Raw genomic sequence first — 23978 nt, 5'->3', positions numbered from 1 at the left:
CATGACCACCGAACCCGCGCCCAGCCCCCCGCACACCGCCAACCCCACACACCGCCTCACCCCCATCCTCGGCGACCCCTACTCCACCACCCTGGTCCGCCGCCGACGACTCGCGGAGCTGTGAGCCATGACCACCGAACCCGCGCCCAGCCCGGGCGGGAAAGGCTCCGCGGTCCGGCCGCCCGGCCGCCGGACCGCCGGCCGTGTCACCTTCCGGCTCACCGTTCCGCCGGTATCCGGGCTGCTGCGGCCCCGGCTGCTGGCCGTGTGCCTGGGACTCGCGGCCAGCGCCTTTCTGCTGTTCACCGTGGAGACCTCCATCGGGGACATCTCCCTGCCGCTCACCGATGTGATGCGGGCCCTGGTGGGCTCCGGCGACCCCGCCACCGAGCTCATCGTCCACGAACTGCGCCTGCCCCGGGCCCTCGCGGGCCTGCTCGTCGGCATCGCGTTCGGCATCTCCGGCGCACTGCTCCAGACCTTGACCCGCAATCCGCTCGCCAGCCCCGACATGATGGGCATCACCCAGGGGGCGGGAACGGCCGTGGTCGCGGGGATCGTTCTCGGCTGGGACTGGGGTCTGAGCACCCAGGCGCTCGGTCTGCTCGGCGCGCTGCTGGCGGCGCTGCTCGTGTACGCGCTGGCCTGGAAGCGGGGAACCAGCGGCTACCGGATCGTCCTCGTCGGCGTGGGCGTCGCCTGGATCTGCACCAGCGCCACCGACTATCTGATGGCCCACGGGCAGCGCTTCCAGGCGCAGGCCGCGCTGGGCTGGCTGGTCGGCAACCTCAACGGCCGTACGTGGCAGCAGATCACCCCGCTCGCGGTGGCGATGGCCGTACTGGTCCCGCCGGCGCTGCTGCTCGGTCGGCTGATGCGGACCCTGGAGCTCGGCGACGATGTCGCCCGGGGCCTCGGGACACGCGTGCAGACCCTCCGGGTGGGCGTCCTCCTCGCCGCCGTAGGTCTGGTGGCCTTCGGTACGGCGACCGCGGGGCCGGTGGCCTTCGTGGCACTCGCCGCGCCCCAGGTCGCCCAGCGCCTGGCCGGTACCGCCTTCCCGCCGCCCCTGGGCGCCGGGCTGACCGGCGCCGTGATGGTGCTGGCATCCGATCTCGTCGCCCGCACGCTCATGGACACCGAGCTTCCGGTCGGGATCGTCACGGGTGTGCTGGGCGCGCCCGTACTGCTGTGGCTGCTCGTCCGCGCCAACCGCGCAGGTTCAGGAGGCTGACAACGTGTCGAAGAAGGACCCCGCGCCGGCCGGCGGCCCCGACCTGCGCGCCGAGGGCCTACGACTGGCGTACGACGACCGGGTCGTCGTCGAGGATCTCGACCTGGTGGTCCCCACCGGACGGATCACGGTGATCGTCGGGGCCAACGCGTGCGGCAAGTCCACGCTGCTGCGCGCCCTGGCCCGGCTGCTGACCCCCACATCCGGTGCCGTCCGTCTCGACGGGCGCTCGATCCACTCGATCCCGACCCGTGCCCTCGCCCAGCAGCTCGGCATTCTGCCGCAGTCCCCGGTCGCCCCCGAGGGGCTGACCGTCATCGACCTCGTGGGGCGCGGCCGTTCACCGCACCAGACCTGGTGGCGGCAGTGGTCGTCCGCCGACGAGGAGGCCGTGCACGAGGCGCTGCGGGCCACCGACATGACCGACCTCGCGCACCGGGCGGTGGACGAGCTGTCCGGCGGACAGCGGCAGCGGGCCTGGATCGCCATGGCGGTCGCCCAGGACACCCCGGTGATGCTGCTGGACGAGCCGACGACCTACCTCGACCTCGCCCACCAGATCGACGTCCTCGACCTGATCACCGATCTCAACCGGCATCAGGGCCGCACGGTCGTCATGGTGCTGCACGACCTCAACCAGGCCTGCCGGTACGCCGACCACATCGTCGCGATGAAGCAGGGCCGCATCGCCTCCGAGGGCTCCCCCACCGAGGTCGTCACCGCGGCGATGGTGGAGGAGGTCTTCGCACTACGGTGCGTCGTCGGTACGGATCCGGTGAGCGGGACGCCGATGGTGATTCCGATGGGCCGGCACCACGAGGGGGTCGAGGACGCGGCGCCGGTCGGCGTCCCGCATGTCACCGGATGAGGCGGCGGGGCGCTACGGACGGGCCGTCAGATAGCCCCCCATCGTGCGGAAGTACTCGGTGGCCGGGTACTCGGTGCCGTCCTCGGTCCGTACCCGCTGGACCAGCAGACCGGGCAGCCGTCCGGAGCGCGCCCCGGCGCCGGCGACGATGACGATCCCGTCTCCCTCGCGGATGAAGACGCGCCCCGGGGTGCCGCCGTAACGCCCTTGGGAGACCGCGGCCTTGACGATCCGGAGGCGCTCGCCGCGATGGTGGGTGAAGGCGTTCGGGTACGGATCCGACTGGGCCCGCACCAGGCGTTCCAGGTCCTCGGCGGGCCAGGTCCAGTCGATGCGGCTGTCCTTCAGGGACCGCTTGTGGAAGAAGCTCGACCGGGAGCGGTCCTGCGGGATCCACTCGGCCTCGCCGGAGGCGATGAGGTCCAGGGACTCCCGGACCACGGGGCCGATCAGGTCGACCGTACGGTGGAACAGGCCGGTCGCGGTGTCGGCGGGGCCGACGGGTACCGCGCGCTGCACCAGGATGTCGCCCATGTCGAGTTCGGCGTCCATGCGGTGGGCGGTGACGCCGACCTGCTGCTCGCCGTTGATGAGCGCCCAGATCAGCGGCGAGAATCCGGCGTAGGACGGCAGCAGCGAGTCGTGGATGTTGAGCGTGCCGTGCGGCGGCAGGTCGAAGATCTCGGCGGGCAGCCAGGTGCGCCAGTTGTTGGCGACGATGATGTCCGGCTCGGCGTCCTTGAGCGCCCGGAGGAGTTCGTCGTCGCCGGGACGGTTGCGCAACAGCACGGGTACGCCGTGCTTTTCGGCCAGTTCGGCGACCGAGTCGCTCCAGATCCTCTCGTAGACGTGGTCGCTCTTGGGGTGGGTGACGACCAGGACCACTTCGTGCTCGGAGTCCAGCAGAGCCTGCAGCGTCCGGTGTCCCCAGGTCTGGTAGCCGAACATGACGACCCGCATATAAGCCCTCCTCAGCCATTGCTAGGTAAGGCTAACCTTATCTAGCATGTGCCTGCTCGGGGGAGCCTGTGGCATCCACTGGAGAACACTGTGAACTCCCCCCTACAGGAGGCGATGACGCGGTGACGACGCTTCACACTGAGCCGGACTCCACCTACGACGTGCTGGGCATCGGCTTCGGCCCGTCCAACCTCGCACTCGCGATAGCGCTCCACGAACACGGCGTGACCTCACGCGAAGGGGACGGATTCAGCGCCGGATTCCTGGAGCGGCAACCGCGGTTCGGATGGCACCGCGGCATGCTCATCGACGACGCCACCATGCAAGTGTCCTTCCTCAAGGACCTGGTGACGATGCGTGACCCCACCAGCGACTTCAGCTTCCTGTGCTATCTGCGCGACCGCGGCAGGCTCGTCGACTTCCTCAACCAGAAGACCCTCTTCCCGCTGCGCATCGAGTTCCACGACTACTTCGAGTGGGCCGCCTCCCGCGTCGGCCATCTCGTCGAGTACGGCGCGGAGGTGGTCTCCGTACGGTCCGTCACCGAGGACGGTGAGGTCCGCTGGTTCGACGTCACCAGCCGCGACCCCGCCGCCCCGGAGCGCACGACCGTACGCCGCACCCGCACCCTGTGCGTGGCAACCGGCCTGGAACCGCATCTGCCGCCCGGCGCCGCGCTGTCCGAACACGTCTGGCACAACAGCGAGTTGCTCCCGCGCGTCGACGAACTCCTGGGCTCCGGCAGGCGGGTTCGCCGTGCCGTGGTGCTCGGTGCCGGCCAGAGCGCCGCCGAGGCCGTCGACTACCTCCACCGCAGCTTCCCCGAGGCCGAGATCTGCTCCGTGTTCGCCAAGTACGGCTACACACCGGCCGACGACAGCCCGTTCGCCAACAGGATCTTCGACCCCGAGGCCGTCGACGTGTACTACGGCGCCCCGCCCCAGGTGAAGCGGTCGCTGTACGACTACCACCGGGGCACCAACTACTCCGTCGTCGACATGGAGTTGATCGAATCGCTGTCGCGGACCATGTACCAGGAGAAGGTCCAGGGCAGACAGCGCCTGCGGATGATGAACGTCTCCCGCATCCGTGAGGTCGCGAGGGGCACGGACGACCTCCAGGTGACCGTGGAGTTCCTGCCGACCGGCGAACGCGAGGTGCTCAGCTCCGATCTGATCGTCTACGCGACCGGCTACCAGCCCCGGGGCATCGGCGACCACCTCGGCGAGATCGCCAAACTCTGTCTGCGCGACGACGAGGACCAGCTCCGCGTCGGACGCGACCACCGCGTGGAGACCGCCGCGCACGTCACCGCGGGCGTCTACCTCCAGGGCGGCACCGAACACACCCACGGCCTCACCTCGACCTTGCTGTCCACCACCGCCGTACGCGCCGGGGAGATCTGCTCCTCCCTCCTCTCGCAGCACGCGGGCAGCCTGCGGGAGTAGACACGACCCGTGCGTCACCTCGCCGCCGACACCCTGCTGCCGGTCAACACCACGCTCGCCGTCGCCCTCGCCGTCCTGCTCCTCGCGGCCACCGCCGTGACCGCCGTCTTCCGGCTCTCGCCCGACGAGTCGTACGGCAGGGCCCGCGAGGTCCTGACGGCGGGTGTACGGGCGGCCCTCCAACTGGCCGCGGTGTCCCTGGTGATCGGCTGGGCCGTCCACCACACCGCCGCCCTGATCGGGTTCCTGTTCCTCATGTTCGCCGTCGCGACCCGTACCGCGGGCCGGCGCATCACACCCAACGGCACCTGGTGGTGGGCGGCCCTGCCGATCGCGGTTCCGGTGGCTCCGGTCATCGCCACCCTCGTCCTGACCGGTCTGCTGACCGTGCCCGGCATCGCCGTCGTCCCGGTGACCGGCATCCTCATCGGCGGGGCGCTGACCGCGACGGTGCTCGCCGGGCGGCGCGCGCTGGACGAGGTCGCCGGGCGGTTCGGCGAGGTCGAGGCCGCGCTGTCGCTGGGCTTCCTGGACCGCGACGCCCACCTGGAGGTGGCCCGCGGCCCCGCCTCGGACGCCCTGCTGCCCGCCCTCGACCAGACCCGCACGGTCGGCCTGGTCACCCTGCCGGGCGCGTTCGTCGGCATGCTCCTGGCCGGCGCTTCCCCCGTACTCGCCGGCACCGTCCAGGTCTTCGTCCTCATCGCCCTGCTCGCGGTCGAGGCCCTCAGCGTGGCGCTGACCGTCGAACTCGTCGCCCGCCGCAGACTCCACCGCTCCTGACGGCGGCTGCGCACCGGCAGGACGGGCCCCGCCTCAGCGGTAGTCAGGATTGGGTGCGTCGAAGCGGCAGCCCGCGTCCCACTCGGAGCGCTGGTTGCCATGGGCCGGGACACCTCCGGCGCGTTTGAGCAGCGCGGCCAGATGCATCAGGTTCCAGGTCATGAAGGTGGTGTTCCGGTTGGTGAAGTCGTTCTCCGGACCGCCCGAGCCGGCATCGAGATACGACGGCCCCGGCCCGGCCGGCCCGATCCAGCCGGCGTCCGCCTGGGGCGGGACGGTGTAGCCCAGGTGCTGAAGGCTGTAGAGGACGTTCATCGCGCAGTGCTTCACGCCGTCCTCGTTACCGGTGATCAGACAGCCGCCGACCCGGCCGTAATAGGCGTACTGGCCCTCGGAGTTGAGCAGCGCCGAACAGGCGTAGAGCCGCTCGACGACCTTCTTGGTGACCGAGCTGTTGTCGCCCAGCCAGATCGGCCCGGCGATCACCAGGATGTCCGCGGCCATCACCTGCTCGTAGAGCGCGGGCCAGACGTCGGTGGCGAAGCCGTGCTCGGTCATGTCCGGGTAGACACCGGGCGCGATGTCGTGGTCGACGGCCCGGATCACCTCCGTGCCCACCCTTACATTTACCCAGGCCAGCAACAACGGCTGGCTCGCGGTGGTCTGGTGCCTGGCGCTGACCCGGTCCTGGATACTTCTGGTCGAAGGCGTCGTTCAATCGCGAACCGAAGTAGACGACACGACCTCTACCCGGGGGCACGAGCCTCAGTGCTCCCACACACCCGGTCCGCCACCCCGCCACTCGATCGCGTCTGACTGCCGTACCCAGTCGTCGTCGGCGTCCTCCAGTCCGGCCAGGCGCAGGAACTCGACGATGTCGAGCAGCCCGTACGCCATCCCGACGAACCGGTCGTTCACACGGACCCGCCGGCCGCCGTCGCCCGTCGGCGGGTAGATCACGATGGGCTGCGCACTGGTCATGGCACCAGCGTGCGGCCCGGTGCGTGTGCGCGCATGTGGGGCGTGGTCAGCCCCGGCTGCGCCTGTTCAGCTGTCGTGGCCCGCGCGCAGCCATCCGAGGTAGTCGGCGGCGGCTCGTTCGGTGTCGTACTCGGCCCGGTATCCGGTGTCCTCCGTCAGGCGGCTGATGTCGAGGACCATGTGTGCTGCCTCGCCCCCGGTCGGGAGATCGACCCGGGCGCCGGGGACCACCTTCTTGATCGCCTCGATGAGCTGGGCGTTGGTGGTGGCCCTGCCGGAACCGACGTTGTACGTGCGGTGGTTCAGCCTGTCCGCGAGCTGCAGCAGGGCGATCGCCCGGCCGGTGTCCTTCACATAGCTGAGGTCGAGGCCGTCCTCGGCGAAAGCCGGCCCCACGAGGTGGGAGAGGTCCGGGGCGGTGCCGCGGGCGGCGGCGTGGACGAGAGCCGGTGCGGCGAAGAAGGGGTCGGGGTGGCCGAGCGGACCCCAGGTGCCGGAGATGCGGTAGTTGACGATGTCGATCTCCGTGGTGTCGGCGAGGAAACCGCCGAGCAGTTCACCGACCTTCTTGAAGGTCGGGATCGAGACGGACGCGCTCATCGACAGGGGAGCGTCCTCACGCAGCGGTCCCTCGCTCCCCGCGCCGAAGTAGACCCCGATCGTGCTGGCGATGCCGAGCCGCCGTACGCCCCACTCCTGCGCCGCCTGTGCGATGTTCAGCAGCCCGTCGAGCGCCTGCCGGGTCGCCTCGACCGGCGCGGCGGGGACGGGAGGCCAGGGGTAGGACCCGGCCAGGTGCACAACGCCCGTGATGCTGTGGCGGCGGCCGATCGCGAGCAGGGCATCGCGATCGGCGACGTCCGCCTGCTCCACCGCCACCTTCGCTCCGGCGAGTACGGCCGGCAGTCCACGGGCTCTGCGCTGGACGACGACGCAGTCCTCGCCCAGGTCGAGCAGAGCGCGCACGGTGTGGGATCCGATGAAGCCGAGTCCTCCGGTGACGAGGATCATCGCGTGTCCTTTCGGTGGCAGTCCCGGTCGTTCACTTGCTCCGGAGCGAGCCCAGCGGGTGGGGCTCGTTCTCCAGCGCGGTGGCCGCCGCCTTCCAGCCGGTGTCCTCGCCGAGGAGGGCGTCGCGGAGGAAGGCCGTGGTGAACCGCTGGATCAGGGCGACGCGCGCGGGACTCTCGTCCGTCGTCTCGGCGACCTCGTATCCGGGGATTCCGCCGAGCGAGTGCTCCGCTCCGAACAGCGTGAGCAGATGCTTGGCGCCCGGGCTGTGGATGTACGGGTCGGTGAACCAGTCCGGTCCGCGCGTGGACAACTGGGACCGGTCCTGGTCCCCGGCGACGATGAGCGCCGGCGGGGTCATCGCGGCGAACGACGGCTTCATGAAGGGGAAGTGCTCGGCGGCGAAGGGGGTCAGGTCATCGCCGAGGCCGGTCAGGGCGAGCAGCACTCCCGCCGTGGCGCGGGGGTCGGACATGTCCTCGCCGGGTGCGCCGTCGGAGCCGAGGACGCGCGCCCCCAGCAGCGCGCTCGCCGTCTGGGCTCCCCAGGAGTGGCCGGCCACGGCGATACGGTCGCGGCCGACGCGCCCACCGAGGCCGGGCACGGAGGCCTCCAGGACGTCGAGTCCGTCCAGTACGCGCGTGAGGTCCTCGATGCGGAAGCGCCATATCCGCGGTGTACGCGGGTCCTCGGCGGGGATGCCGAGGGTCCGGGCATCGAGATGGGTCGGCTGGACGACCACGAAGCCGTGTGCGGCCCAGTGGTCCGCCAGGGGGGCGTAGCCGTTCATGGACCAGCCGAAGCCGTGCGAGAAGACGACGACGGGCAGATCACCGCCGGTCGCGGGGGCGGAGACTCGGACCTGGAGGTCCTCGCCGCGGCCGGGGGCGGCGAGGACGACTGGCTTCGCCGATACGACCGTGGTGGTCGAGTAGGACATGGGAGCGCCTTCCGCTCAGGAGGTTCTTCGCATGCTTGGGTCCGGTCTGCCATCATGGAACGAACCGGAACCTTGTTCCGGTAACAATACGGAACACTGTTCCGTTTTACAAGACAGGCATGGAAGGAGTGCCGCGGTGAGCGACAGCGGCAGGAAGCCGGGAAGCTCGGCCGGGTCCAAGCGCAAGGACGCCCGGCGCAATCAGCAGACGCTGCTGGACGCGGCCGCCGCGGTCTTCGTCACCTCGGGCGTGGAGGCGCCGGTACGCGACATCGCCGCCCAGGCGGGTGTAGGGGTGGGCACGGTCTACCGCCATTTCCCCACCCGGGCGGACCTCGTCATCGCCGTCTACCGCCACCAGGTCGACACCTGCGCCGAAGCGGGCCCGGCCCTGCTGGCGGCGGGCCCGACACCCCACGCCGCCCTGGAGCAATGGGTCGACCTCTTCGTCGACTTCCTGGTCACCAAGCACGGCCTGGCCGCAGCGATGCGGTCCGACACCGCCGGCTTCGAGGCACTGCACGCCTACTTCCTGGAACGCCTCCTGCCGGTCTGCACCCAACTCCTCGACGCCGCGGCCGCCGCGGGCGAGATCCGCGACGACCTCGACGCGTACCACCTCATGCGCGGCATCGGGAACCTCTGCGTCGGCGCCGACAGCGACCCCCGCTACGACGCCCGCCGAGTGGTCAAACTCCTGGTATCGGGACTCCGCCGACCGAACTGACCGCGCTCACGGGCCGATCCCGCTCAGCCCAGGAAGCTCAACCGCACCTCTCGGTTCGGGTTGTCGCGGTTGGTGTCCACCAGGCACACCGACTGCCAGGTGCCCAGCTCAAGGCGCCCGTTCAGCACCGGAAGCGTCGCGTGTGGGGGCACGAGGGCCGGGAGGACGTGGTCGCGGCCGTGGCCGGGGCTGCCGTGGCGGTGCTGCCAGCGGTCGTCGGCGGGGAGCAGGGTGTGCAGGGCGGCCAGGAGGTCGTCGTCGCTGCCTGCGCCCGTCTCGATGACGGCGATGCCGGCCGTGGCGTGGGGGACGAAGATGTTCAGCAGGCCGTCGCGTCCGGCGGCCGCCTCCCGCAGGAAGGCCTCGCAGTCGCGGGTGAGGTCGACGACCGTCTCCGTGGAGCCGGAGGCGACCTGCAGAACTCGGGTGGTGAAGGCGTCTGACATGCCTTCCATCCTCCTTCATCCCACAGTCGGCGCGCGTCAGGCCGCCGCCGAGTGTGACGTCGGCATGAAGTTCGGCGGACCTCCGTTGACCAGGGCAACGGCGTCTCATTACGGTCAGCGGCATGTTGCGTTCAGCCCTGCTCACCACGCGCGGTCATATCGACCTGCTGCGGGTGGCCTCCGCCGCGTGTCGCCGCGGCCGCTGACGCCCCTCCCCGTTTCTTTCGTACGTGCCACAGCGCGTTCCCCCCTTGCCGGCCGCTCTTCGCCCCGCGGAGCACCCCATGAGCATCAGTCATGCCCCACCCAGCCCCGAGAAGGCGGACATATCCCCTGTATCCGGCCCCGATCCCACCCTGGATCTCGTCGCCCTGCTCCCCGGCTCCTCCCGCCGCACCCGCCTGCCCCGCTGGCTCCGCCGCACCACCGGTCCCTTGCTTCTGCTCGCCCTGTGGCAACTTCTCAGCAGCACCGGCGCCTTGGCCCCCGACGTCCTCGCCTCGCCCGGCCGGATCGCCGAGGTCGGAGCCGATCTGATCGGCGACGGGTCCCTCACCTCCGCCATGGGCACCTCGCTCCAGCGGGTCGCGGGCGGGCTGCTGCTCGGCACCGTCATCGGTACCGGACTCGCCCTTGTCTCCGGGCTGTTCAGGATCGGCGAGGATCTCGTCGACGCGCCGGTGCAGATGCTGCGGACCGTGCCCTTCGTGGGGCTCATCCCGCTCTTCATCATCTGGTTCGGGATCGGGGAGGCACCGAAGGTCGCCATCATCACCCTCGGTGTCACCTTCCCGCTCTACCTCAACGTGTACGCCGGAATCCGCGGTGTCGACGCCCAGTTGATCGAGGCCGGTGAGTCGCTCGGCCTCTCGCGCCGGGGACTCGTGCGGCATGTCGTGCTGCCGGGCGCGCTGCCCGGCGCCCTGACCGGACTGCGCTACTCCCTCGGCATCGCCTGGCTCGCCCTTGTCTTCGCCGAGCAGGTCAACGCGGACTCCGGCATCGGGTTCCTGATGGTGCAGGCCCGGGACTTCCTGCGGACCGACGTGATCGTCGTCTGCCTCATCGTCTACGCCTTCCTCGGCCTGCTCGCCGACCTCGTCGTCCGTACCCTCGAAAGGCTGCTGCTGCAATGGCGACCGACGTTCACCGGCCGGTGACCACCAAGGCCGCACAGGCCGTGCACGTCGAGGGGCTGACCCGCTCCTTCGACGGGCGCCCCGTCATCGACCGGCTGCAACTCGACATCCGGCGCGGCGAGTTCGTCGCCCTCCTCGGCCGCAGCGGCTGCGGCAAGTCCACGCTGCTGCGCATCCTCGCCGGGCTCGACCGCGAGATCGAGGGCACCGTGCTGGCGCCGCGCCGCAAGGCCGTCGCGTTCCAGGCGCCCCGGCTGATGCCGTGGAAGCGGGTCTGGCGCAACGTCCTGCTCGGACTGCCCGGCAAGCCCGACCGCGCCCTCGCCGAGCGGGCCCTCGACGAGGTCGGCCTCGGCCACCGGACGACCGCCTGGCCCAAGACCCTCTCCGGCGGCGAGGCCCAACGCGCCTCCCTGGCGCGGGCGTTGGTGCGCGAGCCCGATCTGCTGCTGCTCGACGAGCCGTTCGGCGCGCTCGACGCGCTGACCCGGATCACGGCCCAGCGGCTCGTCGGGGAGTTGTGGCAGCGCCGCGGCTGCGCCGTGCTGCTCGTCACGCACGACGTCGAGGAGGCCGTACTCCTCGCCGACCGGGTGCTCGTGATGGACGACGGTGTCATCGCCCACGAGCAGCGGATCGACCTCGAACGGCCGCGCGGCATCACCGACCCGCGGTTCGCCGAACTGCGCGCCGGGCTCCTTCGGCGCCTCGGTGCCGAACCCGCCTGACCCATCCCCGAGAACGGAACCACCATGCGACGACGCCTCGTCCCCGCCGCCCTGCTCCTTCCTTTCGCGCTCCTGCTCACCGCGTGCGGCGGGAACTCGGCCGCCTCGACCTCGACGGACACCGACGGGCAGGGCTCCCTCACGCTCGACGTCGGTGACCAGAAGGGCGGTTCGGAGGCCATCCTGCGCGCCGCGGGTGAGCTGAAAGGCCTCGACTACAAGATCAAGTGGTCCACCTTCACCTCCGGGCCGCCCCTCCTGGAAGCCGTCAACGCCGGGGCCGTCGACATCGGCGGGGTCGGCAACACCCCGCCGGTGTTCGCGGCGGGCGCCGGCTCGAAGATCAAGGTGGTCGCCGCCTTCCACGGCACGTCCAAGGGCGACGCCATCCTCGTACCGAACGATTCGAAGCTGACGAGGACCGAGCAGCTCAAGGGGCGGTCCGTCGCGGTGGCGCAGGGGTCCTCCGCCAACTATCAGCTGGTCGCCTCGCTCAAGGCGGCAGGTCTTGGCCTCGACGATGTCGACGTCAAGTATCTGCAACCGGCCGACGCGCTCGCCGCGTTCACGTCCGGCAAGGTCGATGCGTGGGCGGTGTGGGACCCGTACACCTCTCAGGTGCTGCACGCGAAGCAGGGGCGGATTCTCACGACCGGTGAGGGGATCACCAACGGCCTGACCTTCCAGGTGGCGGCGCCCTCCGCGCTGGCGAACAAGGAGAAGGCCGCCGCCGTCGAGGACTATCTGGAGCGGCTGCGGCGCGCCACGGCGTGGGTGCACGACCATCAGGAGGAGTGGGCCGAGGTCTGGTCGAAGGACACCGGGCTGCCCTACGAGATCGCGCTGGCGTCGGTGCGGCGGACCAACGCGACGCGGATCTCGGTCGCGGTCGACGAGCCGCTCATCGCCTCCGAGCAGAAGATCGCGGACGCCTTCACCGAACTGAAGCTCATCCCGAAGAAGGTCGACTTCGCCGACTTCGTGGACAAGCGGTTCAACGGCGACCTCCCGCCGTCGACCACGCCGGCCGGGCTGTGACCCGCCGGGAAGATCTCCGGCCTCGCTGGAGTTAGTGGAAATGTGAACAACACCGAGGTAGTCGTCATAGGCGCCGGACAGGCAGGACTGGCCGGCGCCTATCACCTGCGGCGCTCCGGGTTCGAGCCGGACCGTGACTTCGTCGTGCTGGACCACTCCCCCGGTCCGGGCGGTGCCTGGCAGTTCCGGTGGCCTTCGCTGACGTACGGCAAGGTGCACGGGATGCACGCGCTGCCGGGCATGGAACTGACCGGTGCCGATCCGGCGCGGCCGTCCGCCGAGGTGATCGCCGGGTACTTCGCCGACTACGAGCGCACCTTCGATCTGCGCGTGCGGCGGCCGGTGGATGTGCGGGCGGTGCGCGAGGGTGAGGGCGGGCGGCTGCTCGTAGAGACCTCGGCCGGGGTCTGGTCGACCCGGGCGCTGATCAACGCCACCGGCGCCTGGGACCGCCCGTTCTGGCCCCGCTACCCCGGTCAGGAGACCTTCCGCGGGCGGCAGTTGCACACCGCGCAGTATCCGGGGCCCGAGGAGTTCGCGGGGCTGCGGGTGGTGGTCGTGGGCGGGGGCGCGTCCGGGACGCAGCATCTGCTGGAGATCGCCCCCTACGCGGCCGCCACCACCTGGGTCACGCGGCGGCCCCCGGTGTTCCGCGAGGGGCCTTTCGACGAGGACGCGGGGCGGGCGGCGGTGGCGCTCGTGGAGGAGCGGGTGCGGCAGGGGCTGCCGCCGAAAAGCGTGGTGTCGGTGACCGGGCTGCCCCTCAACGAGGCGATCCGGCGGGGCCTCGCGGACGGGGTGCTCGACCGGCAGCCCATGGTCGACCGGATCACTCCGGACGGGGTGGAGTGGGCCGACGGCCGCCAGGCGAAGGCTGATGTCATTCTCTGGGCGACCGGGTTCCGGGCCGCCATCGACCATCTGGCGCCGCTGAAGCTGCGGGAGCCGGGCGGCGGGATCCGTGTCGAGGGGACCGGAGCGGTCGCCGATCCGCGAATCCACCTCGTCGGCTACGGTCCCTCGGCGAGCACCATCGGCGCCAACCGGGCGGGCCGCGCGGCCGTACGGGACATCAGGCGGCTGCTGGCCGAGGAGCGGTCGGTGGCCGCGTGATGTCCCGCCCGGTCACTTCGCCTTCGGCGAGCTGCTCTGCTGGTTGCGGTTGAACTCGGCGACATTGCGCTGATGCTCGGCGTAGTCGGCGGTGAAGCGGGTGTCGCCCGGCTTCACGGTGACGAAGTACAGCCAGTCGCCCGGAGTCGGGCTGATCGCGGCGCGCACCGCGTCCTCGCCCGGGTTGTCGATCGGGGTCGGGGGCAGCCCCATGCGCTGGTACGAGTTGTAGGGGCTGTCGATCCGCGTGTCGGCCGTGGTGGTCTTCAGCGTCGCCCGGTTGAGGGCGTAGTTGATGGTGGAGTCCATCTGGAGCGGCATACCGCGCTCCAGCCGGTTGAAGACGACCCGGGCGACCTTGCCCATGTCGGCCTTGGTCGCCGCCTCGGCCTGGATGATGCTCGCGATGGTGACCGCCTGATAGACGTTCATCGCGTTGCGCTGGGCGCCCGCGGCGATCGGAGCTCCGTTGAACTTCTTGTTGGCGGTGTCGACCATGAACGACAGCAACTGCTCGGGCGTCGCCTTCTCGCCGTTGGTCTCCAGGGGGTACGTCGCCGGGAAGAGGTAGCCCTCCGGGTTGCCGTCGGCATCGTTCGGCAGCTTCAGATTCGCCTTGGCCAGGGACTTCTTGGTGGTGCCCGCGGGCAGGGCGAGCGCCTTGTCGACGGCCTCGTAGACCTGGCCGGACCGCCAGCCCTCCGGGATGACCAAGCTCGTGGGCTTCTCCTCGCCCTCACTGCCCAGGCTCAGCAGCGGCACCGCCACGGCGGTGCCGGCCACGACGGCCCCGGTCGCGATGAGGGCGATTCGGCCCCGGCGCGTCAGTCGAATCGTGCTCCGTGACGGAGTGTTCATGTGCATGCGGGCACGGTAACCCGCTAAAGCTCACAAATCCGGCATATCTTCATCTTGTCGGCTCCAGTTGGGCGTCCCGGCGGACCAGCGCCGCATACCGCCCGTCCCGCTCCAACAGCTCCTCGTGCGTGCCGCGTTCGGCGGTCCGCCCGGAGTCCAGGACCACGATCTGGTCGGCACCCCGAATGGTGGACAGCCGGTGCGCGATGGTGAGCGTGGTGCGGTCGGCCGACAGCGCGTCGATGGCCTCCTGCACCGCCCGTTCGGTACGGGTGTCCAGGGCGCTGGTCGCCTCGTCGAGGACCAGCACGGGCGGGTCACGCAGGATGGTCCGGGCGATGGCCAGGCGCTGCTTCTCGCCGCCGGAGAAGCGGTAGCCGCGCTCGCCGACGACCGTGTCATAGCCGTCGGGCAGCGACGCGATGTGGTCGTGGATCTGCGCCGCCTTCGCGGCCTCGTGCAGCTCCTCGTCGGTCGCGTCCGGCTTGGCGAAGCGCAGGTTGTCGGCGACCGAGGCATGGAAGAGGTACGTCTCCTGCGAGACGACGCCGACCGCACGGGCCAGGGTGTCGAAGTCCAGGTCGCGCACGTCGACCCCGTCGAGGGTGACCCGGCCGCCGGTCACGTCGTACAGCCGCGGCACCAGATGGCCGAGCGTGGACTTGCCGGCGCCGGTCGGGCCGACCACCGCGAGCGAACCGCCGGCCGGGACCGTGATGTCGACGCCGTCGAGGATCGGGGCGCCATCACCGTCGTAACGGAACTCGACGTTCTCGAAGCGGACCTCGCCCTTGATCTTGTCGAGGTGGACCGGGCGTTCGGGCTCGGTGATGTCGATCGGCAGGTCGAGGTACTCGAAGATGCGCTGGAAGAGCGCGAGCGAGGCCTGGATCTGGACGCCGGTGCCGAGCAGGCTGACGGCCGGGCGGAACAGGCCCTGCTGGAGGGAGACGAAGGCGACGATGGTGCCGATCGAGACTTCCGGGCCGCCGACCTGGAGGGCGAGGCCCGCGGTCCAGTAGATGACGGCGGGCATCGCGGCCATGACGATCGTGATGACGGCCATGCGCCAGCGGCCGGCCATGTTCGACCGCACTTCGAGGTCGACGAGCTCCTCGGACTCCGTGGCGAACGCGCTGGTGAGCGAGTCGGAACGGCCCATCGTGCGGCCCAGCAGGATGCCGCTGACGGAGAGCGACTCGGTGACCGTGGCGGCCATCGCGGCCATCTGCTTCTGGCGCTGGGTGGTGATCTTCTTGCGTTCGTTGCCGACCCGGCGGCTGATCCACACGAACACCGGGAGCAGCAGCAGCGAGACCGCGGTCAGTCGCCAGTCGAGGACGAGCATCGCGATGATCGTGGCGACCACGCTGGTGAAGTTGGCGACCAGCGAGGTGGCGGTGGAGGTGACGGTGGCCTGCATCCCGCCGATGTCGTTCGCGATACGGGACTGCACCTCGCCGGTGCGGGTCCGGGTGAAGAAGGCGAGCGACATGCGCTGGAGGCGGCCGTAGACGGCGGTGCGCAGGTCGTGCATGACGCGCTGGCCGACGGTGGTGGAGATCAGGGTCTGAAGGACGCCGAAGACACTGGTGAGGACGGCGCTGAGGATCATGCCGAGCGCGAGCAGGCTGAGCAGCCCGGTCCGGCCCTCGGGAATGGCGACGTCGAGGATCGCCTTCAGCAGGAACGGGGTGGCGACGGACACCAGCGAGGCGGCGCCGACCAGCAGGCCGACGACGGCGAGACGGCCGCGGTAGGGACGGAACAGACGCAGGATGCGGCGCACCTGCCGGGGTTCTTCCGGCGCGTCGGCCGGCGGTGTCCAGGCGGGTTCGTGATCGGGATGCATGGGCTCCTACGGAGGGGTGAGGACGGGACTGACGGAGCTTAGCTCATTGTTACCTATACTCACAATGAACATGGTCCTGATATTGTTCCCGTATGACCACCCCTGATCCCGTGACCGCCTCCGATCCCGACGGCCCGCTCGCCGAGCAGCTGCTGCGGTTCACCCGGCGCGTGCACCGGATCCAGAAGCGGCACGTCGAGCAGTCGGGCCTGGGCGTCACTCCGGCCCAGTCCCGGCTGCTGCGTACCCTCGCGCACTACCCCTCACCGCCCCGGATGGCCGACCTCGCCGAGCGTCTTGAGGTGGTCCCGCGTGCCGTCACCTCGCTGGTCGACGGGCTTGAGGCGGGCGGCAAGGTGCGCCGGGTGCCGGATCCGACGAACCGGCGGGTGATCCGGATCGAGCTCACCGACGAAGGGCTCAAGGCGCTGCGGGAGCTGCACGGGGCGCGTCGCTCGGCGGCGCAGGAGATCCTGGCGCCGTTGACGGAGGAGCAGCGCGGGGTGCTCGGGGGGTTGCTGGACACGCTGGTGGACACGCCGGTGGACGGCGGGGGGCGCTGCTGAGGGGCCCGTCCTGGTGGCCAGAACGCCGAACGGCCGGCGCTCCGTCGTACGGGAGCGGCGGCCGTTGGTTCTTCGAGTGTGTTCGTCAACCGACCTCTGAGACCGGTTCCTTGGCGGTCTGCGCCGGTACCGCTTCGGTCTCCTCCGGCGTAGGCAGGATCTCCCCGTTCAGGACCTTCTTGGCCTTCTCCATGTCCAGCGCCCCCTCCCACCGGGACACCGCGAACACGGCGACACAGTTGCCGAGCAGATTGGTGACGACGCGCATCGAGTCCATGATCCGGTCCACGCCCAGCAGCAGGGCGACGGCTCCGGCCGGGATCGCGCCCAGCGAGGAGGCGGTCGCGGACAGGGCGAGGAAGGCCGAACCGGGGATGCCCGCCATGCCCTTGCTGGTCAGCATGAGCACCAGGATCACGGTGATCTGCTGGCCGAGGCTGAGGTCGACATCCACGGCCTGGGCGATGAACAGCGTGCCGATGGAGAGGTAGAGCGAGGCGCCGTCGAGGTTGAAGGAGTAGCCGGTGGGCAGCACCAGGCCCACGGCGTCGTCGCGGGCGCCGGCCTTGCGCAGCTTCTGCATCACGCGCGGCATGACGGACTCGGTCGAGGCGGTGCCGAGCGCGAGGAGCATCTCCTCGCGGATGTAGCGCAGGAACTTCCAGAGGCTGAGCCCGGTGAGCGCCTTGAGCGCGAGGGCGAGGAGCGTGATGAAGAACGCGGCCGCCGCGTAGCACAGGATGATCAGCTTGGCGTAGGTCTCGATCACGCCGAGGCCGTACTGGCCGATCAGGACGGCCATCGCGCCGAACACGGCGATCGGGGCGAGACGCATCACGAAGCCGATGATCGCGAAGATGATCTCCTGGGCCTGCTCGACGGCGGGCAGCACCTGCGGCACCTTGGGGTGGCCGAGGTGCAGGAGCGCGGCGCCCACCAGGCAGGCCAGGATGAGGACTTGGAGCAGAGAGTTCTCGGCGAAGGCGCCGATGAAACTGGTGGGCAGTGCCCCCAGGACGAACTCGGTGGTCGACGGCAGCGAACCGCCGCCCGTCTTCGCGTCCACCGCCGAGGAGTCGAGGGTGGCGGGATCGACGTTCATCCCCGAGCCGGGCTGGACAACGTTGGAGGCGAGCAGCCCGATCAGCAGCGCGAGGGTGCTCGCGACCTCGAACCAGATCAGCGCCTTGAGCCCGATCCGGCCAAAGGCCTTGAGATCACCGGCTTTTGCGATGCCGACAACGACCACACAGAACACCAGCGGCGAGATGATCGTCTTGATGAGCCGGGTGAAGCCGTCGCCGAGCGGCTGGAGTTCGGCGGCGAAGCCCGGCCACAGCTTGCCGACGGCGATGCCGAGCACGAGCGCGCAGGCGACCTGCGCGAAGAGAGAGGTACGCAGTATGCGTGCGACGCGTCGCGGCAGGGACGGGACGGACGGCGGCACGGGCACTCCTTGGGGGACGAGCGGCGGCGCACAGAAGCCGGGACGGGACTTCTGCGATACGGAAAGTCGCTTCCGCGGTGATCACTCTGGCGCTGCTGTTGATCGCGCGGAAAACCCCCGCGTTGCGGCCGTGTAAATCACGCCTCCCGTGACGCGTCGCACACCAGAGGGCTCAGCAGACCGCGCGGTCCTCCGTGAGCACGCCCTGCTCGGTGGCGAGTGAGCGGTCGTAGCAACCGCCGGGGATGTGCGAGCCGTAGAGCCGGTAGCGCTCGCTCGATGTGCCGACCGCATGGCGCTGGTCGCGCGGGACGTTCACGGTCCAGGTCGCGTCACCGGTGTAGGTGTCGTCGAGCCTCGACCATGCGGAGCGCCGCCCGTCGCTGATGGTGACGGCCGAGGCCCGGTCGCCGAGGGTCAGTACCGTGCGCAGCCGGTCGTCCGCACCGAGGGTGGTGGTGCCGTCCATCGTGTACGTCCGTTGCGTGCGCGTCGTCTTCGCCGGTCCTCGTCCGTCGACCGTGACCGACTCGTCGTCGCGCCAGGTGGCGTCGAGCGCGTCCATGGTCTCGCCGTCGGTCCAGCGATGGACGGAGGTGTGCGCCGACGACCGGCGGACGGTGGTGGTCACCCGGCCGTGCGAGGTGTCCACGTATCCGGCGACGGTCAGCCGGTGCCCGCTCTCGGTGTCGACGCGATGCTGCGAACCAGGCGTGTAGGCCGAGGAGTTGGCGAGACCCTCGTCGCGGCGCTCCGTGAGCGCTCCGGTGACGTGTGCGCGGCCCTCGTCCTGCCAGACGAGGATGTTCACGGGGGCGCTCCAGCCGGGCCGGCCTTCGGGCAGTCCGGCGACGGAGATATCGATGTCATGCGGCCGGCCGTCGTTGAGGATCCCGGCGAACGGCGTCAGGTCGTATTCGATCGGCTTGACGTCGAAGGCGCGCGGGCCCGGAACGACGTACCAGAGGAACGGGTTGGACCAGCCGCCGGTCCACACATGCGGGAACGGCGCGGCGATGCCCGCCAGTTGGCCGTCCACCCTGATCTGCACCTCGCGATAGGGGCCGTCCGCGGCCTGGCAGGAGTACGGCGCGGAGTCGGGCACCGTGAGGTACCAGTACTCCTCGCAGCCGCCGCCGGATCCGGTGGCGTACACCTCGGCGACGATGCGTTCGCTGTTGCGCGGGGTGGTGAGGGTGGTGCCGTCGGTCAGGGGGAGGACACGGTCGGGGGTCCTGGCGGGCTTGCCGGTGTAGAAGGTCAGGGTGACCTTGACGTCGATGATCCCGGTGTAGGTGTCGTCGACGACATTGCCGATGAGCATCTCGACGTCCTGGCGTTCGCGGAGGGTGTCGCTGTAGCGCGTGACGTCCTTCTCGACGGACCATGCGATGCCGTCCGGCGAGGGCTGCGGGGTCGAGGTCCGGAAGATCTCGACCCCGCCCACGCTCACCTGGCCGAGGCGGTCGTACTGGCGGCCCTTGACCTTGCCGTCGAGGCGCAGCACGACCTTGTTCCAGCGGTCGCCGCAGCCCTCGGGCGGGGTGTACGTCCCCCGGTACGGCGTGAAGTCGCGGAACTGCGCCTCGGCCAGGGTGACTTGGCAGGATCTGCTGTCCGGGGCGGTGACGGGCGGGGCGGCGCTGACCGGGTCGTGCCAGTCCGAGCCGAACTCGGCGGGGACGTCGATGTGTTGGGCGGACGCGGGGTGCGCTCCGAGGAGCGTGCCCGCCAGGAGGATCGCTCCGGCGAGCATGGACATGACGATCCGTCTCTTCATGGGCGTGTTCTACGGCGGTGTCCGGGGGCGGCGCAATGGGGCCTCGTACAGCACCCCTGTCCGGGGCGGGCGGAAATCCCTGGGTCCGGTGGGGCCGATGGGAGAAGCCGGATCGTTTCGCCCGAATGGAAAACCGCTTGCTTCCGACCACGCTGCGACGCGAACCTGTCACGGTTTGCTGCCGCGGAAAGCGGTGGCACCCGCCCGCCCTCCCACCCCGACCGAGCCATGGGACGTCATGCAGATTCAAGACCTTCCGTATCCCGACCCGGGCGTCCCGGACGCCCGCTCGGGGCCCCGCTTCCTGTGGTGGCTCTTCCGGAACCAACTGGGCGGACAACTGAAGGCCCTGGCCTGGGGCCTGGTGCACTTCGTGTCCGTCGCCTCGCTGCCCTTCTGTGTCGGACTCGCCATCCAGGCCGTCGTGGACCGCTCCGGCAGCCGGCTCGCGATCGCGGGCGGACTGCTGGCGCTCGCCTGCGCCGGCAACGCCCTCGGCGACACCTTCCTGCACCGCGCCGCCATCACCAACTGGATCGGCGCCGCGGCCCGCGTCCAGCAACTGCTGGCCCGCAAGGCCGCCCTGCTCGGTTCCGCGCTGACCCGACGGGTCGCGGCCGGCGAGGTCGTGGCCGTCTCCACCGGTGACGTCGAGAAGATCGGCTGGTTCGTGGAGGCCGTCTCCCGGTTCACCGCCGCCCTGGTCACCATCGTGCTGGTCTGTATCGGCCTGGTGATCTACCAGCCCGCGCTCGGCGTGATCGTCGCGGTGGGCCTGCCCGTCCTGGCCGTGGCGGTCCTGCCGCTGCTGCCCCGGGCGACCCGGCGTGCCGACTTCCAGCGCGAGAAGGCGGGCCGCGCCACCGAACTGGCCTCCGACACCGTCGCGGGCCTGCGCGTACTGCGCGGCATCGGCGGCGAGGAACTCTTCCTCGACCGCTACCGCAGCGCCTCCCAGGAGGTCCGCCACGCCGCCGTGCGCAGCGCCAGGATGTGGTCCCTGATCGCCGCGATCCAGGTCCTCCTCCCGGGCCTGCTGCTGATCGCGGTCGTCTGGTACGGCGTCCATCTCGCCCGCGAGGGCCGTATCGCCGTCGGTGAACTGGTCACCGCCTACAGCTCGATCATGCTGCTCACCTACCCTCTGCGGCACTTCGAAGAGATCGCCATGGCCTACTCCTTCTCCCGCCCCTCGGCCCGGCGGGCCGCGCGGGTGCTGTCTCTGGAGCGAGCCGTCGACGACCGCGGCACCGACGGCTCGCGCGCGGCGGACCTGCCGTCCGGCGATCTGTACGACCCGGCCACCGGACTGCTCGCGCCCGCGGGCCGGTTCACCGCCGTGGTGTGCGGCGACCCGGACGCGGCGGGACGTCTGGCCGAACGACTCGGCGGCCACCCCTCCGAGGCCGGCACCTCGGTACGGCTGGGCGGGGTGCCGCTGGACGAACTGCCCCTCGACACCGCGCGCACGGCCGTCCTCGTCCAGGACAAGGACCCGGTGCTGCTGTCGGGCACCCTGCGCGAACTGCTCGACGTGCCCCATTCGGGCGCGGTCGGCTCGGCGGAGGCGCTCGCGGCGGCGCAGTGCGCGGACGTACTGGACGCGCTGGCCCAGAGTTCGCTCGACGCCGCGGACCCGATGGACGCGCTCATCACCGAACGCGGGCGCTCCCTGTCCGGCGGCCAGCGCCAGCGCCTGGCACTGGCCCGGTCGCTGGTCACGGATCCGGAGGTGCTCGTCCTGGACGAACCCACCTCTGCCGTGGACTCCCACACGGAGGCACGGATCGCCGGTGGCCTGCGGGATCTGCGCGCGGGGCGCACCACCGTGGTGTTCACCTCCTCGCCGCTGCTCCTGGACCGGGCCGACCGGGTCGTCCTCGTCCACGAGGGCGAGGTCACGGCGGTCGGGGTGCACCGGGAGCTGCTGCACAAGGAGCCGTTGTACCGGGCGGTCGTGACCCGGGAGACGGATGAGGAGGCGGAGCGGTCGGAGAGGGATGCACGGCTGGACACGGATTCACGGCGGACCGGCACCTCGCGGCTGGAAGCGGATTCACAGCGGACCGGCACCGCACGGCTGGAGCGGACCGCCACCACACGGCTGGACACGGATTCACAGCGGACCGCCACCACACGGCTGGACACGGATTCACAGCGGACCGCCACCACACGGCTGGACGCACTGGAAGAGATCGAGGAGAGCGCATGATCGGCGTGGCGCCACCGGCCTACGACCCCGCGGCCCCGACGACGGCGAACACCCTGCCCGTCGGCGCCCCGGCCACCGTACGCGCCTACGTGACCGAACTCTTCCGCCGGCACCGGCGGGCCTTCCTGATCCTGATCGCCGTCAACACGGCCGCCGTCATCGCCTCCATGGCGGGGCCGTGGCTGTTCGGCGGCCTGGTCGAGCGGGTGTCCGACGGTGCGCGAGAGCTCCATCTGGAGCTCACCGTCTCGCTGTTCCTGGTCGCGCTCGTCATCCAGGCGGTGTTCGTCCGGGAGGTGCGGCTGCGCGGCGCGATACTCGGCGAGCGGATGCTGGCCGACCTGCGCGAGGACTTCCTCGTCCGGTCCGTCGGGCTGCCGCCCGGCGTGCTGGAGCGCGCCGGGACCGGCGATCTGCTGTCCCGGATCACGACCGACATCGACCGGCTCGCCAACGCCATGCGCGAAGCCGTCCCCCAGCTGGCGATCGGCGTGGTGTGGGCGGCGCTGCTGCTGGGCGGCCTCGTGATCACCGCGCCGCCGCTGGGCGCCGCGGTGCTGGTCGCCGTGCCGCTGCTGGTCGTCGGCTGCCGCTGGTACTTCAAGCGGGCGCCGGCCGCCTACCGCTCGGAGGCCGCGGGATACGCCGCCGTGGCCGCCGCCCTGGCCGAGACGGTGGACGCCGGCCGCACGGTCGAGGCCCACCGCCTCGGCGAGCGCCGTATCGACCTGTCCAAGCAGCGGGTCAAGGAGTGGACGGCCTGGGAGCGCTACACGCTCTGGCTGCGGTCCGTGCTCTTCCCGGTCATCAACGTCACCCATGTCACCGTCCTCGGCTCGGTCCTGATGCTCGGCGGCGTGTTCGTCCTGCAGGGCTGGATCGGGGTGGGCGAACTGACCACGGGCGCGCTCATCGCGCAGATGCTCGTCGATCCGGTGGGCCTGATCCTGCGCTGGTACGACGAGCTCCAGGTCGCGCAGGTGTCGCTGGCCCGGCTGGTCGGGGTACGGGACATCGAGCCGGACGCCGGGGACGCCTCGCTGACTCCCGACGGACGCGACGTGCACGCCGACCGGGTGCACTTCGGCTACCTCGAAGGTGTGGACGTCCTGCGCAAGGTGTCCCTGGAGGTGGCCCCCGGCACCCGTCTCGCGCTGGTCGGCCCGTCCGGTGCGGGCAAGTCCACGCTGGGCCGGCTCCTCGCCGGTATCTACGCGCCCCGGGAGGGCCGGATCGCCCTCGGCGGTGCGGAGCTGTCCCGGATGCCCGCCGAGCGAGTCCGCGAGCACGTGGCCCTCGTCAACCAGGAGCACCACGTCTTCGTGGGCTCCCTGCGCGACAACCTGCTGCTCGCCCTCCCCCACTCCCGGCTCCCGTCGAGCGCGGGAACCCGGGACGACGCCGTCGACGCCGAGCTGTGGGCGGCGCTCGGGGCTGTCGACGCGGACGGCTGGGCACGCGCCCTCGACGAGGGCCTGGACACCGAGGTCGGCTCGGGCGGCTTCGCCCTGACCCCGGCACAGGCACAGCAGATCGCGCTGGCCCGGCTGGTGCTGGCCGATCCGCACACGCTGGTGCTGGACGAGGCGACGTCCCTGCTCGACCCACGGGCCGCCCGCCACCTGGAGCGCTCCCTGGCCCGCGTCCTGGACGGCCGCACGGTGGTGGCCATCGCCCACCGCCTGCACACCGCCCACGACGCCGACGTCATCGCCGTCGTCGAGAACGGCCGGATCAGCGAGCTGGGCAGCCATGACGAGCTGGTCGCGGCGAAGGGGGCGTACGCGGCGCTCTGGCGGTCCTGGCACGGGTGAGACGAGCGGACGGCCCCGGCTGGGAGTGCCGGG

At 70.8% G+C, this 23978-nt stretch carries 24 protein-coding genes; 14 read left to right on the top strand and 10 right to left on the bottom strand.

Annotated elements, in window-relative coordinates; all coding sequences use genetic code 11:
- Position 1: 1 nt before the first annotated feature.
- Genes RMT89_RS13070 through RMT89_RS13060 form a run of 3 tightly spaced genes read left to right on the top strand, consistent with a single transcriptional unit; the run spans position 2 to position 2102 of the window.
- Positions 2-124, top strand: coding sequence for a hypothetical protein (locus RMT89_RS13070; RefSeq protein ID WP_315883887.1), 123 nt, complete (start codon positions 2-4; stop codon positions 122-124).
- 3 nt (positions 125-127) lie between these two features.
- Positions 128-1234, top strand: coding sequence for an iron chelate uptake ABC transporter family permease subunit (locus RMT89_RS13065; RefSeq protein ID WP_315883886.1), 1107 nt, complete (start codon positions 128-130; stop codon positions 1232-1234).
- A 4-nt stretch (positions 1235-1238) separates the two neighbouring features.
- Complete coding sequence (locus tag RMT89_RS13060) at positions 1239-2102, top strand: ABC transporter ATP-binding protein (RefSeq protein ID WP_315883885.1); 864 nt, start codon at positions 1239-1241, stop codon at positions 2100-2102.
- A gap of 12 nt (positions 2103-2114) precedes the next feature.
- Here the strand turns inward: RMT89_RS13060 and RMT89_RS13055 are convergent, their stop codons facing one another.
- Positions 2115-3062, bottom strand: coding sequence for a methionyl-tRNA formyltransferase (locus tag RMT89_RS13055; RefSeq protein WP_315883884.1), 948 nt, complete (start codon positions 3060-3062; stop codon positions 2115-2117).
- Positions 3063-3184: 122 nt separating this feature from the next.
- Here RMT89_RS13055 and RMT89_RS13050 point away from each other — a divergent pair, with 122 nt between their 5' ends.
- The gene (locus tag RMT89_RS13050) at positions 3185-4510 is read left to right on the top strand and encodes a SidA/IucD/PvdA family monooxygenase (RefSeq protein WP_315883883.1); all 1326 of its coding nucleotides are present in this window, start codon (positions 3185-3187) and stop codon (positions 4508-4510) included.
- Positions 4511-4519: 9 nt separating this feature from the next.
- Positions 4520-5293: an ABC transporter permease gene (locus RMT89_RS13045; protein WP_315883882.1), complete on the top strand. Its 774-nt coding sequence runs from the start codon at positions 4520-4522 to the stop codon at positions 5291-5293.
- Positions 5294-5326: 33 nt separating this feature from the next.
- Here RMT89_RS13045 and RMT89_RS13040 read toward each other — a convergent pair whose 3' ends face one another.
- The 4 genes from RMT89_RS13040 to RMT89_RS13025 all read right to left on the bottom strand — a co-directional run bounded on the left by RMT89_RS13040 (position 5327) and on the right by RMT89_RS13025 (position 8225).
- A complete protein-coding gene (locus RMT89_RS13040) occupies positions 5327-5911 on the bottom strand; it encodes a flavodoxin family protein (protein ID WP_399498055.1) in 585 nt (194 codons plus the stop codon).
- A 147-nt stretch (positions 5912-6058) separates the two neighbouring features.
- Positions 6059-6274, bottom strand: a complete 216-nt coding sequence (locus RMT89_RS13035; RefSeq protein WP_315883880.1) for a hypothetical protein — start codon at positions 6272-6274, stop codon at positions 6059-6061.
- A 66-nt stretch (positions 6275-6340) separates the two neighbouring features.
- Positions 6341-7285 (bottom strand): NAD(P)-dependent oxidoreductase, encoded by a 945-nt coding sequence (locus tag RMT89_RS13030; RefSeq protein WP_315883879.1) that lies wholly within the window; start codon positions 7283-7285, stop codon positions 6341-6343.
- A gap of 31 nt (positions 7286-7316) precedes the next feature.
- Entirely contained in the window at positions 7317-8225 is a 909-nt protein-coding gene (locus tag RMT89_RS13025; protein WP_315883878.1) for a chlorophyllase/cutinase-like alpha/beta fold protein, read from the bottom strand.
- Positions 8226-8361: 136 nt separating this feature from the next.
- On the opposite strand from RMT89_RS13025, the gene RMT89_RS13020 reads away from it, so the two are divergent.
- Positions 8362-8952, top strand: a complete 591-nt coding sequence (locus RMT89_RS13020; RefSeq protein ID WP_315883877.1) for a TetR/AcrR family transcriptional regulator — start codon at positions 8362-8364, stop codon at positions 8950-8952.
- A 23-nt stretch (positions 8953-8975) separates the two neighbouring features.
- On the opposite strand, the gene RMT89_RS13015 is transcribed toward RMT89_RS13020, so the two are convergent.
- Positions 8976-9398: a secondary thiamine-phosphate synthase enzyme YjbQ gene (locus RMT89_RS13015; protein WP_315883876.1), complete on the bottom strand. Its 423-nt coding sequence runs from the start codon at positions 9396-9398 to the stop codon at positions 8976-8978.
- A gap of 122 nt (positions 9399-9520) precedes the next feature.
- On the opposite strand from RMT89_RS13015, the gene RMT89_RS45935 reads away from it, so the two are divergent.
- The 5 genes from RMT89_RS45935 to RMT89_RS12995 all read left to right on the top strand — a co-directional run bounded on the left by RMT89_RS45935 (position 9521) and on the right by RMT89_RS12995 (position 13416).
- Positions 9521-9604 (top strand): putative leader peptide, encoded by an 84-nt coding sequence (locus RMT89_RS45935; RefSeq protein ID WP_313884353.1) that lies wholly within the window; start codon positions 9521-9523, stop codon positions 9602-9604.
- A gap of 78 nt (positions 9605-9682) precedes the next feature.
- Complete coding sequence (locus tag RMT89_RS13010; protein ID WP_315883875.1) at positions 9683-10558, top strand: ABC transporter permease; 876 nt, start codon at positions 9683-9685, stop codon at positions 10556-10558.
- Positions 10531-11265 carry an ABC transporter ATP-binding protein gene (locus RMT89_RS13005; protein ID WP_315883874.1) on the top strand — a complete coding sequence of 245 codons (735 nt, stop codon included), beginning with the start codon at positions 10531-10533 and terminating at the stop codon, positions 11263-11265. Before RMT89_RS13010 ends, RMT89_RS13005 begins: the two co-directional genes overlap by 28 nt.
- Before the next feature lie 24 nt (positions 11266-11289).
- Positions 11290-12303: an ABC transporter substrate-binding protein gene (locus RMT89_RS13000; RefSeq protein ID WP_315883873.1), complete on the top strand. Its 1014-nt coding sequence runs from the start codon at positions 11290-11292 to the stop codon at positions 12301-12303.
- Between the two features lie 42 nt (positions 12304-12345).
- A complete protein-coding gene (locus RMT89_RS12995; protein ID WP_315883872.1) occupies positions 12346-13416 on the top strand; it encodes an NAD(P)-binding domain-containing protein in 1071 nt (356 codons plus the stop codon).
- 12 nt (positions 13417-13428) lie between these two features.
- On the opposite strand, the gene mltG is transcribed toward RMT89_RS12995, so the two are convergent.
- Positions 13429-14280: an endolytic transglycosylase MltG gene (mltG, locus tag RMT89_RS12990; RefSeq protein ID WP_315883871.1), complete on the bottom strand. Its 852-nt coding sequence runs from the start codon at positions 14278-14280 to the stop codon at positions 13429-13431.
- A gap of 43 nt (positions 14281-14323) precedes the next feature.
- Positions 14324-16126, bottom strand: a complete 1803-nt coding sequence (locus RMT89_RS12985) for an ABC transporter ATP-binding protein (RefSeq protein ID WP_315883870.1) — start codon at positions 16124-16126, stop codon at positions 14324-14326.
- Between the two features lie 110 nt (positions 16127-16236).
- Between RMT89_RS12985 and RMT89_RS12980 the strand changes: the two genes are divergently transcribed.
- Positions 16237-16692 (top strand): MarR family winged helix-turn-helix transcriptional regulator, encoded by a 456-nt coding sequence (locus RMT89_RS12980; RefSeq protein ID WP_399498071.1) that lies wholly within the window; start codon positions 16237-16239, stop codon positions 16690-16692.
- An 85-nt stretch (positions 16693-16777) separates the two neighbouring features.
- Here the strand turns inward: RMT89_RS12980 and RMT89_RS12975 are convergent, their stop codons facing one another.
- Complete coding sequence (locus RMT89_RS12975; RefSeq protein WP_315883868.1) at positions 16778-18139, bottom strand: cation:dicarboxylate symporter family transporter; 1362 nt, start codon at positions 18137-18139, stop codon at positions 16778-16780.
- Between the two features lie 172 nt (positions 18140-18311).
- The gene (locus RMT89_RS12970; protein WP_315883867.1) at positions 18312-19919 is read right to left on the bottom strand and encodes a peptide-N4-asparagine amidase; all 1608 of its coding nucleotides are present in this window, start codon (positions 19917-19919) and stop codon (positions 18312-18314) included.
- Positions 19920-20157: 238 nt separating this feature from the next.
- Between RMT89_RS12970 and RMT89_RS12965 the strand changes: the two genes are divergently transcribed.
- Positions 20158-22131, top strand: a complete 1974-nt coding sequence (locus RMT89_RS12965) for an ABC transporter ATP-binding protein (RefSeq protein ID WP_315883866.1) — start codon at positions 20158-20160, stop codon at positions 22129-22131.
- Positions 22128-23945, top strand: a complete 1818-nt coding sequence (locus tag RMT89_RS12960; RefSeq protein WP_315883865.1) for an ABC transporter ATP-binding protein — start codon at positions 22128-22130, stop codon at positions 23943-23945. The genes RMT89_RS12965 and RMT89_RS12960 overlap by 4 nt, the downstream gene beginning before the upstream one ends.
- The last annotated feature ends 33 nt before the right edge of the window (positions 23946-23978 follow it).

This window comes from Streptomyces sp. P17 (assembly GCF_032436805.1).
Lineage (GTDB): Bacteria > Actinomycetota > Actinomycetes > Streptomycetales > Streptomycetaceae > Streptomyces.
This window is presented reverse-complemented; position numbering and strand designations above follow the sequence as displayed.

Bases quoted from the DNA above. Each gene is read 5' to 3' on its own strand.
- RMT89_RS13070 (WP_315883887.1), top strand. From the start codon at position 2: ATGACCACCGAACCCGCGCCCAGCCCCCCGCACACCGCCAACCCCACA.
- RMT89_RS13065 (WP_315883886.1), top strand. From the start codon at position 128: ATGACCACCGAACCCGCGCCCAGCCCGGGCGGGAAAGGCTCCGCGGTC.
- RMT89_RS13055 (WP_315883884.1), bottom strand. From the start codon at position 3,062: ATGCGGGTCGTCATGTTCGGCTACCAGACCTGGGGACACCGGACGCTG.
- RMT89_RS13035 (WP_315883880.1), bottom strand. From the start codon at position 6,274: ATGACCAGTGCGCAGCCCATCGTGATCTACCCGCCGACGGGCGACGGC.
- RMT89_RS13030 (WP_315883879.1), bottom strand. From the start codon at position 7,285: ATGATCCTCGTCACCGGAGGACTCGGCTTCATCGGATCCCACACCGTG.
- RMT89_RS13025 (WP_315883878.1), bottom strand. From the start codon at position 8,225: ATGTCCTACTCGACCACCACGGTCGTATCGGCGAAGCCAGTCGTCCTC.
- RMT89_RS13015 (WP_315883876.1), bottom strand. From the start codon at position 9,398: ATGTCAGACGCCTTCACCACCCGAGTTCTGCAGGTCGCCTCCGGCTCC.
- RMT89_RS45935 (WP_313884353.1), top strand. From the start codon at position 9,521: ATGTTGCGTTCAGCCCTGCTCACCACGCGCGGTCATATCGACCTGCTG.
- RMT89_RS13010 (WP_315883875.1), top strand. From the start codon at position 9,683: ATGAGCATCAGTCATGCCCCACCCAGCCCCGAGAAGGCGGACATATCC.
- RMT89_RS13005 (WP_315883874.1), top strand. From the start codon at position 10,531: ATGGCGACCGACGTTCACCGGCCGGTGACCACCAAGGCCGCACAGGCC.
- RMT89_RS13000 (WP_315883873.1), top strand. From the start codon at position 11,290: ATGCGACGACGCCTCGTCCCCGCCGCCCTGCTCCTTCCTTTCGCGCTC.
- mltG (WP_315883871.1), bottom strand. From the start codon at position 14,280: ATGCACATGAACACTCCGTCACGGAGCACGATTCGACTGACGCGCCGG.
- RMT89_RS12985 (WP_315883870.1), bottom strand. From the start codon at position 16,126: ATGCATCCCGATCACGAACCCGCCTGGACACCGCCGGCCGACGCGCCG.
- RMT89_RS12970 (WP_315883867.1), bottom strand. From the start codon at position 19,919: ATGAAGAGACGGATCGTCATGTCCATGCTCGCCGGAGCGATCCTCCTG.
- RMT89_RS12965 (WP_315883866.1), top strand. From the start codon at position 20,158: ATGCAGATTCAAGACCTTCCGTATCCCGACCCGGGCGTCCCGGACGCC.
- RMT89_RS12960 (WP_315883865.1), top strand. From the start codon at position 22,128: ATGATCGGCGTGGCGCCACCGGCCTACGACCCCGCGGCCCCGACGACG.